Here is a 17,117-nt window from a genome sequence, read left to right on the forward strand (position 1 = left end):
GACAACGTATGGAGTATCAAGATTATTAACGTTTTTGGTTAATAATCCTCAATTGCGGAATAGTAGCTACGATCGCCAAATCATCTGTTGCACAGATAATTCGTCAATCTAGGCTGCGGTTCGGACTTCGGTTCACCTTAGTCCGATCGACATCGTTAGTAATCCTCAGAATCTGGGCGCTTTTTCAAACACTCTCTAATCTAAACGTGCCTAAAAACGCAGATCACTGCACCTAGCTACGCTCACCAAACGATCCGCTGCGCGGCTCTTATTGGCAAGCTAGGCTAGGTTCCGCGATCTAAACGCGTTTTGAGGCACTCTAATCAACGTTCAATTCATTATACATAATAATAAACGGGCTATTCTCGCTGCGGTGGGCCCTGGGGTGCATTGTTTCTGTATCTTTAACGGCACCGGTTGGCATCTTTGTTAATGGTTGATCGGCTGCTGTCTTGCCGGCCTTAATTTCGGCGATTCCTTTTTCCAGCATCGTCAAACTACCGGCTGGAAAGGCGTCTGCGCGATGGCCACTAAATAGTTGCGCCTGATCGCCGACGATGGCCTTTAGCTGGTGAATGGCATTTTCCCAGGCAGTCAGACTTGCGCAGCGTGTATCGTAAAGCTCGCTCATGACGGCGGTGGCCAGACTGTCGCCGGTGAAGCCATAGTGATTGGCGGCGTCAACAAAACACATACTGCCCTTTGAATGGCCAGGCAATGCGACCGCCTGAAGTGTGATGCCCCCTAAATCAAAACGATCTCCGTCCTGCAGGGGCTGATAGTTAAAGAACGCAGCAGTTGGCATCTTTTCTTTCATGTGCGTCACAAGTGCCTGATTGTGCCCGCTCGCAATATCCACATCGTGCAGCCGCTCGGCAGGCGCAAAGGCCGCTTTCATAATTTCATCATCGGTCGGATTCATGTAAACTGACTCAAATAACGATGCGCCGCCAGTATGATCTGGGTCACCATGCGTTAACAAACAAATAATCGGCTTAGTGGTCACCTGGCGAATGATCTTGATTAAATCAGTGTCAATCCCAAAACTAGCGTCAATCAACGCGGCTTTGTCTTCACCGACAACAAGTTGTTGCGCGAATTTAATCGGCCGGTCAGTGATGTTTTCAGTAATGTTGTAAACGTGCTCCCCGACTTGGGTGATTGTATATAAATCGTTCACAGTGAAGACCTCCTACTTATCTAAATGTAGTAATTTAGTCGCATTCCCGAACGCAATTTTTTCTTGGTCGGCGGCACTTAGCCCTGCATCGGCCAAAAAGGTTGCGGCACCGGTGGGATGATTGTAGGGATAATCGACGGAGTACATCAGATGATCACTACCAACTTCAGTTAAATCAAGCTGCAACTGGGCATTGAAGAACATCCCACTTGGCGTGATGTAAAAATTATCGCGGTAAGTTTCACTGATACTGCGGTCCAGGTGCGCCGTCAATCCCAAGGTTTGATCCATTCGTTCGAGGAAGTTGGGCACCATTTCCCCCCAGTGACCGGTGATGATGTGTAAATTAGGGTGGCGATCAAAGACGCCTGCCAGAATGAGGCGCACCATTTGAACGCCAAGATCCTCATGCCAACCCCAACCAGCGCCGGCAAAAGTGAAGGCCGTTAATTCGGACCAGCCGCTACCTTGATAGTAGTGCTCGCTAATTTCGGCAGGAATGACTGCTGGATGAAAATATAAAGGAACATCAAGTTCTTCCGCCTTGGCAAAAATTGGTTCGTAAAATGGATCATCAAAGAATTTGCCATTATAATAGCCATGAATCATCGCGCCTTGCAGCCCTTTTTTCGTGACTGCACGTTCAAGTTCTGCTGCGGCTGCTTCAGGATCGCCAACTGGTAAAACGGCCCAACCACCAAAGCGGTCCGGGTGAGTGGCAATCGCCGCGGCCAAATCATCATTGGCCATCCGTGCTAAATCAACGGCTACCTTTGGATCAAGGTTTTGCGGTGAATTGTCGCCGTAACCCATAATCTGCTTGTCAATCTGGTTAGCGTCCATGAATGCCAAACGTTTAGCGCCAACACTGGTTAACTCGGTGTTGTCCTTTTTGGATTTGGCCATAAATTCTTCAATGCTGTGGTCGTCTGGGTTCTTATGCGGATTGGTTGGTGCCGGCATGTAAGGCTTTGCCGCCGCGTTAACCCGTTCAGATTCCCAATGTTCCTCAAGTGTGATAAATTTCATAATTGTTACCTCCTAAATTTTTTAAACGTCATTTTACGTATTCGCAATTGCTTCTTGGAAATATCTTTTACTTTACGGTTCCTATAATACTCAGCTGAACACTAAATTAATACCCCATTTCGATGTCAAAATGGGGTAAACTGTCACATAAGGAGGCCGTGCTTAAATGAATACGATCAAAATGCAGTTGGCCCATAATCAGCACGTTGATAAACGCTTACAAGAAACGCAAAATCGATTGATTGCCGCACTTAAACGTTGTTACCTTGCCAAGCAGGAATTCAGCACGATTCACGTCACTCGCCTTTGCCAAGAAGCCCATGTTGCGCGGCAAACCTTTTACCGCCATTACGGCAGTATCAGCGAAATTATCGAAGTTAGTTGCGTACGGATGATCAACCAATTTTTACAACAGGTTGATCGCACGCCGGATTCAACCCGAATTTCTGCGCGGTTAATTGTGACCACCCTGCTTAATCACCGTTCCTTACTGGAAATCATGTTCTGGGGCGGCGCGGCGGAAAAAGCTATTCTGCTAATCACCGGTGACATTCTTCGCGTTTACAACTTTCAAAACATCCGCGAATCCCATACACCATTCATTGCCGAAATGATGGCCCGCAGCATCATTAGTTTCGCGCAAGTCATGCTGAAAAATCCCCCAATTAATGAAAAAGATCTCGTTGCGCTTTACACCCGATTGGTGCTGGCACCGACGACGATGTTTAAAGATATTGAGTGATATTTAGCTCAACGCTGATTTGGTGTTGCGTTGGGCAAAACAGTGCTGCCAGAAAAATCTATTCAAAAAGCTTCCAAAAAGTTAGCCAGTAAAACCAACTTTTTGGAAGCCTTTATTTTGTTGAAATTCGTGTTCGACCTAAAACCAAAAATCGCAAATAAACGTAAGTTAAACGCTTCTATTTTTAAAGATCAGCAAAGGTCTAGTGTCTATTTTTAGAAAATTAAGAAAATCCATCACTATAGCAGCATTGCCAGAACGTTACTTAAAAGATGGGCCAGAATACTAAAGCGGATATTCTTAGTTAAAAGATAGATCACACCTAGAATTAGGCCTGAAATAATGTAGCCCAAAGTTGCCCACGAGACCGTTACGCTATGTAAAAGCCCAAAAAGAATGGCGCTAGTAATTAACCCCGTCCATTGGGCCCACGCAGCATCGCTTTTAACAAAGTACGCAAAGAAAATTCCTCGGCTCAGTAATTCTTCATAAATGGGCCCAAACACGCTGACAACGATAAAAATTGGAACTGGGTACATTGCCAGCAACTTCGCGGTTGCGTTTTGATCGGCCGACGTTTGACCAGGCCAAAAGTACTGAACCGCAATCCAAATTATCAGAATTATCAGTGTAAAGATGAGCTTCCACGGTCGCTCTTTGAAAATGGTCGCTAGTGAAATGCGAAGTGGATTTTTCTGTTTAATGACAGTTTCATACTGCCGTGCGAGTAGAAATACTGTTCCGGCTCCTAATGCGGAACAAACCACCGCAAGAATGGTTTGAACCAATATTCCCCGATTTAGAATAAAATATGCGGCAATAAAAATTGGCATAACCATGATGTTATGGATAAACAGCCATAAAACAAACTTAACGCTATTAATAAAGATATTATGTATTTGAACCTTCTGACCCATTATCGTCCCCCCGTATTCAACCTAATCCATCTAATTGTAGGACTTAGACTGCATTAAAAACATCGGCCAATTGATTGAATGGGGCTAGTCCCAGGCATGAGGTTGAAAGCGGGTATGCGGAAGAGCTATTTTGCAACTAGGCTGCTGAAAGTATTTCATCTGGTATTTTCCGATATTGATAGTTATTGTATTCTTCAATTAAAACAATCAATTTATCCATTTTCTCATGTACCTCGATCAAAAATTAATCAATTTATTATGAACAATAATCTGTCTATTTTCTGTGGTATTTTAAATATTTACTTCTAAAATGTGATAAATGGCTATCATTCCTGATAATAACAACAAATTTGATCAGTAGATTCAATATAATATATGATACTTTAGATTTTATATTTTAGTAAGGAGGAGAGGGCTTTCTATTTACACAAAAAGCCTAGTATTTTCTTAACTATAAGTTATTAAAAATATACTCAATCATTTTTTTACAATGCTATAATATTATTAAAGTTTATCTATAAATAACTACTAATTATTTGGAGGTGTTTCATGACAAAAGTATTCTCCTATCCAGAATTGACACACCTTGATCAAGAACTTGGTTTCTTAGCTATAGGTAACAATAATCCTAAAGGAATCCCTACTAAAAGTGTTCTCATTGGTCATGACGGAGCGGGTAAACATTATCATATAAAGCAAACTCTTAACAACATCATTTCTTCAACCAATCAGAGTTCTGATCAATGGGAAATCTTCGATTGTCAAATTTCTAGTTCTGGACAAATAAACCAAGAGTATTGGGGAGAGAAGATCAAACAACATATCTTTTCTAAAAATCATGTTAACTCATTACAAAAATTATTACTTAACATATCACTATCTCTTGGTCCAGTTAGTACACCATCACTGCAAGATATATTTCCAAGCCTTATCGCAAACACTTCAAAGCGATTGATTGTTATTGAGAATGAGTACAAAAGCCTAAATTTTGATAACTGGTTAATCAATCTTATTCTCAGTCAAGAAGATGCACATTATTTGTTAGTATTCAGTGACCCACCTCAACAGATCGTAACCAAGTTGGACGTATTAAAACACAGCTTGGTCTTGGTTGTCACACAGATGCCCAAATTACCACCTAACGTTATGACATTAGACCTTGACTCCAATGCGTATAAAGCCATACGTCAGGCAATTAAAAATGTTGCGCGGCTGATGCACTGTGATACTGATAGTGTCGTTAAACAATTTCGTTCGCGTCCCGGAATGATTTTTAAATTAGCTAATATGAAGTCTAAAACAAATTTTCGGGATGTCTTAAAAAAACTAATAGCCGGACTGTCTCTTACAGAAGATTGCTTAAAGACTGTACACTCCGTATTGCGTCTTCTCAATGATGGTACTACGGAAGAAGATCTAGCACAGCTGATTGGAGCAGATAAAGCACTCCATATTTTTAAGTATTTGAGGAAGGAACATCTCATTGAAACAATTCAGGGTATTGATCGCCTAGGACCAGTTTTGAGACTCTATTATCAAACATTAGACAAACCAATTCCAAACCATATTGCCAAAAGAATCGACCAAATTTTTAAACGTAAAATGCCATGGAATTATGCAATTCGCGCGAAGATTGCTAAAGCAGCCGAATGTGAGTTGGAGACCGATAGTTTTCTTGCCCTAGATGCACTAAGAGTTAATTCTGCTAATTTACAATACAACAGTGATAATTCTCACGTACGATTGGCCGTCCAATTACATGAAGCTACTCTTAAAGATAAAGCAACCGATATAGAATCACTACGCCAGTCATCATATCAATTATTAAATTGCAGTGAACCATTGTTGCTCAAGGCACAGTTTTATCTCATTTTAATTCAATATGCTAAAAAAGCTCGTATTGAGTCGTTATTGACGATTGCAATTGAAGAAGCTATTCCAATATATATACAACTCCGCAAAAATGAGGAATATGAGATGCAATTTCGACTAGGGTTAGAATTAGCTCCGGATATTCGTAACTATAATCTTGATCGTCACTATCTCGATTCAGGCCATATGTTTGCAGACTTGCACTATCTCCTTGACGACTCGAAGGTAGACTGGCCTAATGATATCAGACTTACCTTTAAAATTATGTTGACACGACATGAGGGCGTCTTTAACAACATGGAAACACAGCGCTCACAACTGAAGGACTTATTAAGTGACGAAGTAGCCTCGTCACTTAATAAGGGTGAACGACTTCGGCTACTGACAAATCTAGTTGGTATTGATATGTGTCGATCCATTTCACCTTCAAATCAAAAAAATCTTCCTTATATTGACCAACTTAATCAATGTTTAAAAGATACACAACCGACATTTAAGGCTTGCAATAACCTTGCAATCGGAAGGTATTTCCAAGGAAAAATAGAACTCAAAGATGTCATTCATTATTTATGCAAACATTGCTATTCAAATTCTGAATTAACTGATATAGCCTCTAATCCCATCCCTAAAACCAGTCATAAGGTTATTCATATGAATTTAGCACTACTATTAGCTGAAGAGGACATGAAATATATTCCCCAATCCCTTTCCATGCTATCAATCACGTTAAATAATGCTCCACAGGATGATTTTTATAGATTCTACGTTGAATACAATCGATTAATGCTTAAGTTTAAGAATAGGACGATATCTAAGTATCGATTACAAAACCGACTTGCAAAATTGCAAGTTCCAGCCTTATTTGAAGGATTGGAATCGGGTGATATGTTATACAGACGTCTTGATAATCTAAACCAATTATTAGAATCAACTGCAATTAAGAATTATAGTAATTTGACTAGAAAATATCAAAAACAGATAAGAAATGCTGCCTGGCAAAGCTCATTACTTAGCCAATCGTTGTTACTTTATAGCGATTTACAATATTGGGATTAATCTGTAGTACCCAAGATTGCAGCTATTAAGTTACATTGTTGTTCTTTCATTTGACTGACAGCCCATACCGGTGAAGAGTGTTGAATAACGTATGGTGTAGTCGCAATATCAAAACAGTAAAGTTGACCATCGGTTGTCACACGAAAATCAATTCTTGCATAATTGGATAAATTAAGAAAAGTTGCGACCTGACAGGCTCGATTTATTAGCCGGCACTCGATGAGCTCAGCATCAACATTTATACGTCCACATAACATTTTAAACAATGAGTAAAACTCATAATCATAATTATTAGATCGAGTTTCACTTAATACTGAATTTTTGAAATAATATTGTTCATTGAAACTTAATCCAACTGGCGATAGCGCACGAAACTGTTTGTTTTCACCTACATGGCACTTAAGGACAGGCACTTCCACCTCAAAACCTTGAATTAGACGTTCCGCAATTTTTGTTCCCATTGAATCGCGTAATTTATCGTTGACCTCATTAGCTGTAAGTACAGGCCTTTCAGAATCATCTAGACCAATGCTAGCCGATCCACTGGCGTTCTTAAAAATAATTTGTTGTGTTCCTTGAAAATTAGCTGGATCCGTAATGGTGTATGTAGGAATATTGATTTCGAGCGGCTTGATTAGCTGTTCAAAAGTGTGCTTATCTCGGCAAATATTCATGGCCTCAACTGAAGAACCAATATAGGATACTTGATTGAAATCGGCTAGACTAGTAATCACTGACTTTTTATTACCATTTCCACCTTGTCGTGTTAAGTTCCAAACTACATCTTGATCTACATTAATTTGCCCACTCATAATCTGCTTAGTGAAGTCCATCTCTGATGTTAAAAGTTTATATGGAATGCTCACTTCAGATAAAGCACTCGTAATTTCCATAATTTCCTCCTCACTAAAGAAATCGCTATCAGGTTGTTCTAAATCACGTTTTACTGTTTGACCGACAATATTGGCAACTACAACAAGTTGGTGTGATTTAAATCTTTTCTGGCCGTGATCACTTAGTCTGCTTAGGTCATTCTTTGTCATTCTATAGTACAAACAAACACCTCCAAATAATTAGTAGTTATTTGGAGGTGTTTGTTAAATTCCGTAAATTTATAGTATTCCTCATATTAAATTGCTTTAATGCATTAACCTTGTTAACAGTAGCAATTTCAGTATAGATCTGTGTTGTAGTAATGCTCGCATGCCCCAGGAGTTCTTGGACAACCCGTAAATCAGCACCATTATTCAATAATTCCGTAGCAAAAGAATGTCTGAGATAGTGCGGTGTCGCGGACCGGTTTATTCCGCTTAAATCACGATACTTAAAGAAAATATTTTCTATTGACCAGATGGACAAACGATCGCCATATTTGTTTAGAAATAATGCAGAACTTTTTGGCACATATTTGCTTCTAATTTTTAGAAATCTTTTGATGGCTACTCGAGTTTCATAACTTGATATAAATAACAAACGTTCTTTTTTCCCTTTTCCATGAACAATAAATATCCAGCTATTTAAGTCTAAATCCTCAATGTTCATTAAGCTTACTTCACCAATTCTCATTCCAGTACAAACGAGCATTTCAATAATTGCAGTATTCCTAGTTGTTTGAAGCTCTGAAAATAGTGTATTGGCAAGATCCTGTTGATCATAAGCACCCTTCAGCAGCATTCCAACGTCATTATTATTTAGAACTCTTGGTAAGTCATGCCTTCTCTGTGACTTATAATTAAGTATCTTTGAGTCAAAGTCTGCAATCATTTTATTTTCCGTCAAAAAATTTCCAAATAGTTTCAGCGAAATTATTCTTCGATGAATTGTACTATCCTTATATTTCATTTTAACTAAATGATTAATAAAGCTTTGAAAATCATTGATCTCAAGACCGTCCTCCTTGTCACAAAATTTTATGAATTGATCTATATCACTTTTATAAGCTTTCATACTTTTATTCGATAATCCTTTTTGACTCAAATTAGTAATAAAATTTTGATATTGTTCCTTCTCAGTGATCCGCATAAACTTAACAATTCCTTTCAATAAAAAAACATATTCAAAGTATAGCGCATTGAATATGCTTCAATATCTAGAATCTTTATTATTTGATTTACTGTTTCCACTGTCGAAATTGATAAGACTATCATGCCGTCTACTGTTTGTACAACTTTACTTCAGTTACTTGATGCTAAAACGTAGCCTTACCTTAAATACATCAGAACTCTTTGAAGTTATTCTTCCGCATTTTTATCAAGACCCCACGAATTTATACTTAAGATCCATTCTCCTAACAACTAATGAAATTATCCCACCCTCAAAACTGCTTGCAATACTTAAAATTTCATTGGCTAAATCTCGGCCATCTCCCCCCTCGAATTTGAATCATTAGCGTTAGGCCTGATGTCACATTCCGGGTTTTGATCCATCACTTACTGCTATATGGCTTGTACTTCATTCCATAATTTTACTTTTGAGTGGTCTTTGCTAATGCCTACCTTATTTTAAAATGAGCCTTTTATCAAAGTTTTTATTATACTAAAATTCATGTTTGACCTAAAAATTTCAAATGAACATATTTCTCTCAATTAACCACTTCCATTTTTTTCAAAACCAATATTTCGATTCAGCCTTTTTGTAAAATTGACGGAAACTTTTTGTAAACTTTTTGCAAATTTTTTGTAAAGTTTACAAAAAACGTCTTTTTTGAAGAGATTAGGCCAATTTAGGTCACAAATCGGGCTGCTAATTTGTTATTAGTACTGTTAGGGTTAAAAAGAAAGAAGTTTAAAGAATGGTTTAATGACTAAATAACTTTTTTAAAAGCACTTAAAACCATTATTTTTTTAAACCATCTTCAACCAAGAAAAAGATTTTTTATACTAAAAATAATGAGCCACTTAGATATAGTTGTAAGTCTAATAATTCATTTGACAATAAAACTAGATGTGCTATTATTCTTCTTGCAATAGTTGTAATTACAATTTATTTTTTCAAATTGTCTGGAGGCCAGTAGATGGACAAAATTTTCAACGCTGAACAAACAAAACTTAAGCAAACCTACCAACAATTACTACGAAAACAGCTAGGTTTGCAAGAACAGTTAGCTGAAACGAAAAAGCAAGGCGTTGCCGCCAAGAGCACACTTGGTCGCGATATTGCGCTTAACTTTGATACTGACATCAAAACAATGGAGACACTGGCCGATATTGAATCCCGTAACCGGGAAATCGATACCTATAATTTTGATCGGGAAATTACGACCACAACTTTAGATAAGTTGAACCTTTTACTGGAACATCCCTATTTTGCAAAAGTTAACTTACAGTTCTCAAATGACGAGACCCCAGAGGATTTTTACATTGGTGCTGTTGGTATGACGGATGAAAATGATCAGCAGCTAATTATTGACTGGCGTTCCCCGATTGCTGAAACTTATTACAATCAAAAAAACGGCCCAACCACCTACCGCGTTAATCAGCGGACGATTAGCACTGATTTAAAGTTACGCCGGCAATTCCAAGTGCAGCGTGATCAGTTGCAGACCTACTTTGATACAACAATTGCCCTTGAAGATCCCCTTTTACGGGCCTCACTTTCAAAGCAGCAGACCACTAAAATGCAGGCAATCACGGCCACCATTCAAAAGGAACAAAATACGATTATTCGTTACCCTGATGTTCCGGTGCTGCTGGTGAACGGAATCGCCGGTAGTGGAAAAACATCCGTCTTACTCCAGCGAATTGCTTACCTGCTGTACCAAAAGCGCGGTGAGCTCTTACCAGACGACATCTACTTGTTTACGCCCAATACCATCTTTCAGCAGTATATCAGCACCGTGCTGCCAAATTTAGGTGAGCGCAACCCCATTAACTTGACCTGGGACCAATTCATTGAGCAATTAGGACTTTCCCAGCGCCACTTTACCGCAACAGCGACGGACGGCCAAAAGTTAGTTCAACTTGAGCGGCGCCTCACCACTTTGAAGTTTGCGGAAACTGACTTTAACTCGCTCAAATTAGGCGCTGAAACGATTCTTTCAGCAAAACAACTGCAAACTATCGCCGAACAGTTCAACCAGATTGTGGTGGGTCCCAGACGAATTACGGCAATTCGGACTGAACTAACACAACAACTAAACCGGCGCTTGGCCCAACAAGCTCATACGCGAGGTGCCCAAGATGCGATGTTAGAGCTTAGCGAACAGCAACAAGAACGTATTTTCCAGCAGCAAATTAATCCGCAAACAGAAAAAGAAATTTATCAGCGGACTTATCAGCATCAAAAATTTCGCTACCAACAACTCTATACGGCGATCAACGAAAGCCAGTGGTTATCTTTTGAACAACTGGGTCAACGCCTATTGCAGCAACCAACAATCACACTAGAGGAGTGGCTTTACCTCAAAATCATTTTAACTGGCTATGGTAATTCACGAGCCAAGTTCGTCATGATTGATGAAATTCAGGATTATTCAGAAGCCCAATTAATGATTTTAAATCGTTTTTTTAAGCAAGCCCACTTTATGTTGTTAGGTGATGAAAATCAAGCGATTAATGCTGGTAACGCCTCTTTCGGTCAGATCAAAACACTTTTCGAAAAAACAAGGCCGCTTGTGGCAACTTGCCGCTTGTTAACTAGTTACCGTTCAACTCCTGAGATTACGGCGCTGTTCACTAAACTTTCGGCAACCAAACAATCAATTAAAACGACCTCTGTCCAGGCGGCTGGACGAGAGCCAACGATTAAGATTGCGACATCGGATCACGCCTACCAACAGGATTTAAAAAAATTAGTGACGGATTTTACGACCAGTGCTGGTTTAACCGCCGTCATCGCTGAAAATAACGCACAACTTGACTGGCTAGCCCAAACGTTGGCGCCAATCCCCCATGTTGTGATCAAACAAAATAGCCGCTTGCCAACCCAAGGAACTATTTTAATCACGTTACAACTTGCAAAAGGGCTTGAGTTTGATCGCGTCATTATTCCTGATTTAAAACAAACCTTGTACCCTGCTAACACAATTGCTCGTCACCGGCTATACACGGCCATTTCTTGAGCCACACACCACATTTGCATTTTGGCCAACCAAACTTTAACGCCATTATTAACAGAACAGAATACCAAAAAATAAAGAGGAGATCATTAATATGTCACAAAAAATTAACGCTGAAACACTTTACGAAAGCTACGAAGGCCTACACAATAGTACTTACGATAACCAAATGGTCACAGTAACTGGAACCGTCACCTACGTCGGCCCTGACTCATACGGCCTACCCTCAATCGAAATTGGAAATCCGAACGACGGCAAAGCCTGGGTAATTTGCGTTGTTTCAGATTTTGCCGGCGCACAAAGCGGCAATCAAATTGAAATTACAGGACACGCGGAAGGCTTCACCCAAGGAGTTGTCGTGTTGAAGCACTGCACGGTTGATGAAGTTAGCGATTAAACTAGATTAGTTAGAAAAATACCATTAAAAGTATTTTTCAGGCCTTCTCTAGACTTTCATTTGCACACCATACAAAACTTTCAGAAATTAATTTAATTTGACATGGAACGCGTTCCACAATTTATACTGGACAAAACATAAGGGAGCGCGAGCAACATGACAATTCAACATATTTTTTCGGACTTGGACGGCACACTTTTAAACAGCGCTGGCCAAGTCTCTGCGGTCAACCAAAAGGCGATTAGCGCCTGCAAGCTGCCACTAACCTTGGTCTCGGCGCGAGCGCCACAAGAAATGGCGAGCATTATCACTAAATTAAATCTAAGTACACCGCAGATTGCCTTTAACGGCGGCCTGGTTTTCAAACCCAGCGCTAGCAAATTGGAGGTCCTTAGCCAAAGTACGATCGATTTCAATTTGGCCGGCCGCCTGCTAACGGTGCTGAAGCTCTATTTTCCGCAGGTTAGCCTCAGTTTTTATGATTTGCATAACTGGTATACTGAACGTATTGATAAAGGCATTCGCTACGCTCAAAACTTGAATCATCAGCCGGTCACCCAGTTGAAAACGACGACCTTTTTCAGTCAGCACCACCATGACGTTTTCAAAATCATGTTGCTCACTTTTGACCTAAACAAAATGGCTGCCTTAATCGATTTTCTGGCCAAACTCAACATTGCCGGCGTCAGCATTCAACAATCAGGTGACTATTGCTTAGAAATCACCAGCGAACAGGCCAAAAAATCCCGCGGCATCAACTATATTCTGCAAGCAGAACATTTAGCGGCGCGAGAAGCCACGGCCTTTGGCGACGGCTATAACGACTTATCCATGCTGGAAATGGTCGGCTACCCGATCGTGATGGGTAATGCGTTTGACGATCTCAAAACAAAAGACGTTTTCGTCACTAAAACCAACGATGAAAATGGCGTCAGTTATGCGCTGGATCATTTGATCAGGCATAATTTGGTTAACGTTTAGGGTGACTGGGGTAGTAGTTTTTCTGGCCGATTTAGCGTAAACGTGGCAAAAAAAGCAGCTTCCTGCGGTTGCCATGTTTCAACTTGGCGGTTTTTGCCTTAGTTGAATGGACAACGTATGGAGCATCAAGATTATTAGCGTACTTAAGCTAATAATCCTCAATTGCGGAATAGTAGCTACGATCGCCAAATCATCTGTTTCACAGATAATTCGTCAATCTAGGTCATATTTGAAAAATGCTTTTTACTAGTCTTTTAGGCTGATTTAGCGTAAACGTGTTTGAAAAAGCAGCTTCCTGCGGTTAGCTACAACAGCCAAATCATCTGTTTCACAGATAATTTGGCTGTTTAGGCTAATCCTCAGAAGCTGGACGCTTTTTCAAACACTCTCTTATTAAATGAGGTAATTAAATGGCAACAATTCGTGATGTTGCTCGGATTAGTGGTTATTCGATTTCCACGATCTCGCGGGCAATTAATCAAAGCGGCTACGTCTCTAAGGCCGCACAATTGAAAATAAATCGGGTGATCCACGATTTGGATTACGTGCCTAACGCAATCGCCCGTGATCTTAGCACCGGTAGAACGCACAAAATTGGCGTTATTTTACCGCATATTCGTGATCCCTATTTTTCTAAAATTCTCAACGGCATTATGGACGCTGCCTTCGCTGCTGATTACAGTTTGATCCTTTTGCCATCTGAGTACGATGAAGCGCTGGAAATGCACTATTTGGAGCAACTAAAGCGTAAGGAATACGATGGCTTGATCATCACTTCACACGGCATCCCGCTGGAACGTTTAGAAAAATATAACCAGTACGGGCCGATTGTTTGCTGCGAGGATACTGGCGATACGCAATTAAGTTCGGTTTTTTCTGATCGCGAATCTGCCTACACCGCGGCCTTCAAATGGTTGAAACAAAAACGGATTGAACGAATCGCCCTTTTATTCAGTCGTCGCGCCGGCGTTAGTGCCACTAGTAGCATCACTTTAAAAACCTTCGCCCAAGTTTACGGTAGGCTTCCACCAGATAATTTTATGATCACTGGAATCAGTACCCCTGCCGCTGGTTATTTAGCCGCAGAAAAATTGGTCAAAAATACCACTGACCTACAATATATTTTCGGCAACGGCGACGATATCATCAGTGGCGTCCGCCAATATTACGTCGATCAGCAGCTGCCGGTACCAGGACTAATTGGCCAAGGTCACCAAATATCTGGTGTTACCAGCGCAATTCCAACGATTGATCCCCACTTTTATGAAATCGGCGGACAGGCCCTACAGCTCGTGCTTGAATCAGGCAATAATATCCGCAAAATAAAAATGCACTCCGACTTCATTATTAACAATAAAATCGATTTAACATCGAATACATTTATTAATTAGAGAGTGTCTCAAAAGGCGCTCAGATTCTGAGGATTGGCCTAAACAGACGAATTACCTTTGAAAAAGGTGATTTGGCTGTTGTAGCCACTATTCCGCAATTGAGGATTATTAGCTTAAGTACGCTAATAATCTTGATGCTCCATCCGTTGTCCATTCAACTACAGCGAAAACCGCCAAGTTGAAACATGGCAACCGCAGGAATCTGCCTTTTTAGACACGTTTACGCAAACTTAGTCCGAAATATTACTAGTAAGAGAATTTCCCAAATACTTGCTAGAATTAACAAGCAATAGATCGTTGCTAACCGCAGGAAGCTGCTTTTTCAAACACGTTTCCGCCAAATCTGTAAAAAACAATCATTAAACGTTCTCCCAAACAAACACGCACTAGCCTGATTCGCAATCGCGAGTCAGGTTTTTTTGTGCGCCAAAAAGAGACCGGGAAAAAATCCTGGCCTCTCACTATTTTCGATCATTATTCTAGAACGTGCGCCAAAAGTCCGGGTTCACGTGCCTAACTATAGCCAATCCCATAACCATAGTACGGTTATGGGATTGACTTACGTTACGCAGTAAACCCAAAACCGACCTTTAGCCCACTCCCACTAATATTAACGTTCTGCACCTTTACCAACTAAGGCACCGGCAGTAACGTCTTTGGCAGCACTGCATTTGAAATTATCCAATTTATCGGCGGCATTGAAAATCAAAACTGAAACCGTTGTTGCCTTGCCAGCAGTTTTGATTTGTTGCAAATCCATCGTTGCCAACTGTGTCTCTGGTGTCACTTGATCGCCGACCTTGACCTGCATTTTAAACGGCATGCCATTCAATTCAGCAGTGTCAACGCCTAAGTTAAGCAAAATTTCTAAAGCACCAACTTTGAGACCCAATGCGTGATGCGTCGGAAACAACGAAGTCACTTCGCCGTTCACCGGACTATAAACCGCACCATCAGTCGGTTCCACCGCATAACCAACATCCATCTTGCCATTAGCAATGTTTGGATCGGCCACTTCGCTTAACGCCTCTAATTTCCCGTTAACTGGTGCAAAAAACTTGGTTTTCTTCGTCAATAAAAATATACTCATTGATTTCGCCTTCCTTAACCTTATTTGTTTACCACAAGTTCACGATAACTGATGGAACGCGTTTCAGGTCAAGGGTTTAGCGTAAAACTCTTTAGAAAGTTTTGGCGCAAAATTCAAAATTTAATTTCCACTGTAAATAGGTTCATGAAAACCTTAACCTGCCGCTTTTTCCTCCAAAAAATCTCCAGCACAAAAAAGGGCTGAGACAAAAGTCCTAGTCCTTTCTTGTTTCCGAACATTGCTCTAGAACGCGCGCCAAAAGTCTGGGTTCACATGCCTAACTACAGCTGATCCAAAACCGACTTTTGTCCCACTCCCTTAAACTAACTATCAATAAACTAAACTCGTGAATGTCGCCGCCGTACAAACCAAGCAACGCCACCAAGAATCAGGATTCCTAAGCCAATAAAAATAGTTGATGCTACTTCACCAGTTTGTGGTAACAAGCGTAATAATCCTTTTCGCTTAGCAGTCGTTTGCCGCTTAACCGATTGCTTAGTCTTCTTCGTCTGTGCCGGTTGACTAGGTTGATTTACCTTTGCCGGTTGCGTCGGTTGACCTGGCGTATTTGGCTTAACCGCTGGCGTTGGTTTATTTGGCTTGTTGGGTTTTGCCGGTTGCGTCGGTTGATTTGGCTGATTCGGTTTTGCCGGCTGAGTTGGTTTGTTCGGCTTGTTCGGCTTATTAGGTTGATTTGGTTTCCCAGGTACATGTGGTTTCCCCGTTACCGTCAAAGTATTAGTAAAGTTGAAACCATTTTGCTCACTCGTGTAATCCTTAACCGCTTCTTCCTTAGTCGTATAGGTAATCAGCTTACCTTGATTGTCGTATTTATCCAAACCTGTGAAACTATACTGCCAATCATCGGCCGCCGTTACTTGCTTACTCGAAACTTTATTACCATTCTTATACAAGTCAACAGTGATACTCCTCGGCCGCGTGTTAGTGGCATTGTTGTCATCAACCCACGTCTTCGTCCCATTTACTGATGTTGTGCCAGATTTCAAGGTATTGGTAAAATTATCACCCTTTTGCGTACTACTGTAATCTGGTACCGTCGCTTCTTTAGTGGTGTAAGTAATCAACTTACCTTGAGCGTCATACTTATCCAAATTCTTAAAGCTATACTGCCAATCATCGGCCGCTGTCACTTGCTTACTCGAAACTTTATTACCATTCTTATACAAGTCAACAGTGATACTCTTTGGCCGTGTGTTGTTGGCGTTATTGTCATCAACCCACGTCTTAGTCCCATTTACTGTCGTTGTGCCAGATTTCAAGGTGTTGGTGAAATTATCGCCTTTTTGCGTACTGCTGTAATCTGGTACTGTCGCTTCTTTAGTGGTGTAAGTAATCAACTTACCTTGAGCGTCATACTTATCCAAATTCTTAAAGCTATACTGCCA

The 17,117-nt window shown here is 40.6% G+C and carries 13 protein-coding genes; 6 read left to right on the forward strand and 7 right to left on the reverse strand.

Annotation, left to right across the window (positions count from 1 at the left end; translation table 11 throughout):
* Nucleotides 1-319: 319 nt before the first annotated feature.
* Both EKM98_RS07435 and EKM98_RS07440 read right to left on the reverse strand, forming a co-directional pair.
* Nucleotides 320-1,180 (reverse strand): MBL fold metallo-hydrolase, encoded by an 861-nt coding sequence (locus EKM98_RS07435; RefSeq protein WP_125981735.1) that lies wholly within the window; start codon nt 1,178-1,180, stop codon nt 320-322.
* Nucleotides 1,181-1,192: 12 nt separating this feature from the next.
* Nucleotides 1,193-2,209: an amidohydrolase family protein gene (locus tag EKM98_RS07440; protein WP_125981737.1), complete on the reverse strand. Its 1,017-nt coding sequence runs from the start codon at nt 2,207-2,209 to the stop codon at nt 1,193-1,195.
* 166 nt (nt 2,210-2,375) lie between these two features.
* Here EKM98_RS07440 and EKM98_RS07445 point away from each other — a divergent pair, with 166 nt between their 5' ends.
* Nucleotides 2,376-2,951: a TetR/AcrR family transcriptional regulator gene (locus EKM98_RS07445; protein WP_125981739.1), complete on the forward strand. Its 576-nt coding sequence runs from the start codon at nt 2,376-2,378 to the stop codon at nt 2,949-2,951.
* Between the two features lie 239 nt (nt 2,952-3,190).
* Here the strand turns inward: EKM98_RS07445 and EKM98_RS07450 are convergent, their stop codons facing one another.
* Nucleotides 3,191-3,868 carry a CPBP family intramembrane glutamic endopeptidase gene (locus tag EKM98_RS07450; protein ID WP_125981741.1) on the reverse strand — a complete coding sequence of 226 codons (678 nt, stop codon included), beginning with the start codon at nt 3,866-3,868 and terminating at the stop codon, nt 3,191-3,193.
* A 549-nt stretch (nt 3,869-4,417) separates the two neighbouring features.
* On the opposite strand from EKM98_RS07450, the gene EKM98_RS07455 reads away from it, so the two are divergent.
* Nucleotides 4,418-6,796 (forward strand): hypothetical protein, encoded by a 2,379-nt coding sequence (locus EKM98_RS07455; RefSeq protein WP_125981743.1) that lies wholly within the window; start codon nt 4,418-4,420, stop codon nt 6,794-6,796.
* On the opposite strand, the gene EKM98_RS07460 is transcribed toward EKM98_RS07455, so the two are convergent.
* Together EKM98_RS07460 and EKM98_RS07465 are read right to left on the reverse strand one after the other, a co-directional pair.
* Nucleotides 6,793-7,851: a D-alanine--D-alanine ligase family protein gene (locus EKM98_RS07460; protein ID WP_125981744.1), complete on the reverse strand. Its 1,059-nt coding sequence runs from the start codon at nt 7,849-7,851 to the stop codon at nt 6,793-6,795. The two genes, EKM98_RS07455 and EKM98_RS07460, sit on opposite strands and share 4 nt — an antisense overlap.
* 25 nt (nt 7,852-7,876) lie before the next feature.
* Nucleotides 7,877-8,818: a tyrosine-type recombinase/integrase gene (locus EKM98_RS07465; protein ID WP_125981746.1), complete on the reverse strand. Its 942-nt coding sequence runs from the start codon at nt 8,816-8,818 to the stop codon at nt 7,877-7,879.
* A gap of 991 nt (nt 8,819-9,809) precedes the next feature.
* On the opposite strand from EKM98_RS07465, the gene EKM98_RS07470 reads away from it, so the two are divergent.
* From EKM98_RS07470 to EKM98_RS07485, 4 genes are all read left to right on the forward strand, one after another.
* On the forward strand, nt 9,810-11,855 hold the full coding sequence (locus EKM98_RS07470) for a HelD family protein (RefSeq protein WP_125981748.1): 2,046 nt from the start codon (nt 9,810-9,812) through the stop codon (nt 11,853-11,855).
* Nucleotides 11,856-11,946: 91 nt separating this feature from the next.
* Nucleotides 11,947-12,249 (forward strand): OB-fold protein, encoded by a 303-nt coding sequence (locus EKM98_RS07475; protein WP_125981750.1) that lies wholly within the window; start codon nt 11,947-11,949, stop codon nt 12,247-12,249.
* A gap of 156 nt (nt 12,250-12,405) precedes the next feature.
* Nucleotides 12,406-13,230: a Cof-type HAD-IIB family hydrolase gene (locus tag EKM98_RS07480; RefSeq protein ID WP_125981752.1), complete on the forward strand. Its 825-nt coding sequence runs from the start codon at nt 12,406-12,408 to the stop codon at nt 13,228-13,230.
* Between the two features lie 410 nt (nt 13,231-13,640).
* The gene (locus EKM98_RS07485) at nt 13,641-14,621 is read left to right on the forward strand and encodes a LacI family DNA-binding transcriptional regulator (protein ID WP_125981754.1); all 981 of its coding nucleotides are present in this window, start codon (nt 13,641-13,643) and stop codon (nt 14,619-14,621) included.
* 610 nt (nt 14,622-15,231) lie between these two features.
* Here the strand turns inward: EKM98_RS07485 and EKM98_RS07490 are convergent.
* Both EKM98_RS07490 and EKM98_RS07495 read right to left on the reverse strand, forming a co-directional pair.
* On the reverse strand, nt 15,232-15,711 hold the full coding sequence (locus EKM98_RS07490) for a PTS sugar transporter subunit IIA (RefSeq protein WP_125981756.1): 480 nt from the start codon (nt 15,709-15,711) through the stop codon (nt 15,232-15,234).
* Between the two features lie 338 nt (nt 15,712-16,049).
* A partial coding sequence (locus EKM98_RS07495; protein WP_125981758.1) for a Cna B-type domain-containing protein occupies nt 16,050-17,117 on the reverse strand: 1,068 nt, incomplete at its 5' end.

This window comes from Loigolactobacillus iwatensis, assembly GCF_003950295.1.
GTDB classification, from domain to species: Bacteria; Bacillota; Bacilli; order Lactobacillales; family Lactobacillaceae; genus Loigolactobacillus; species Loigolactobacillus iwatensis.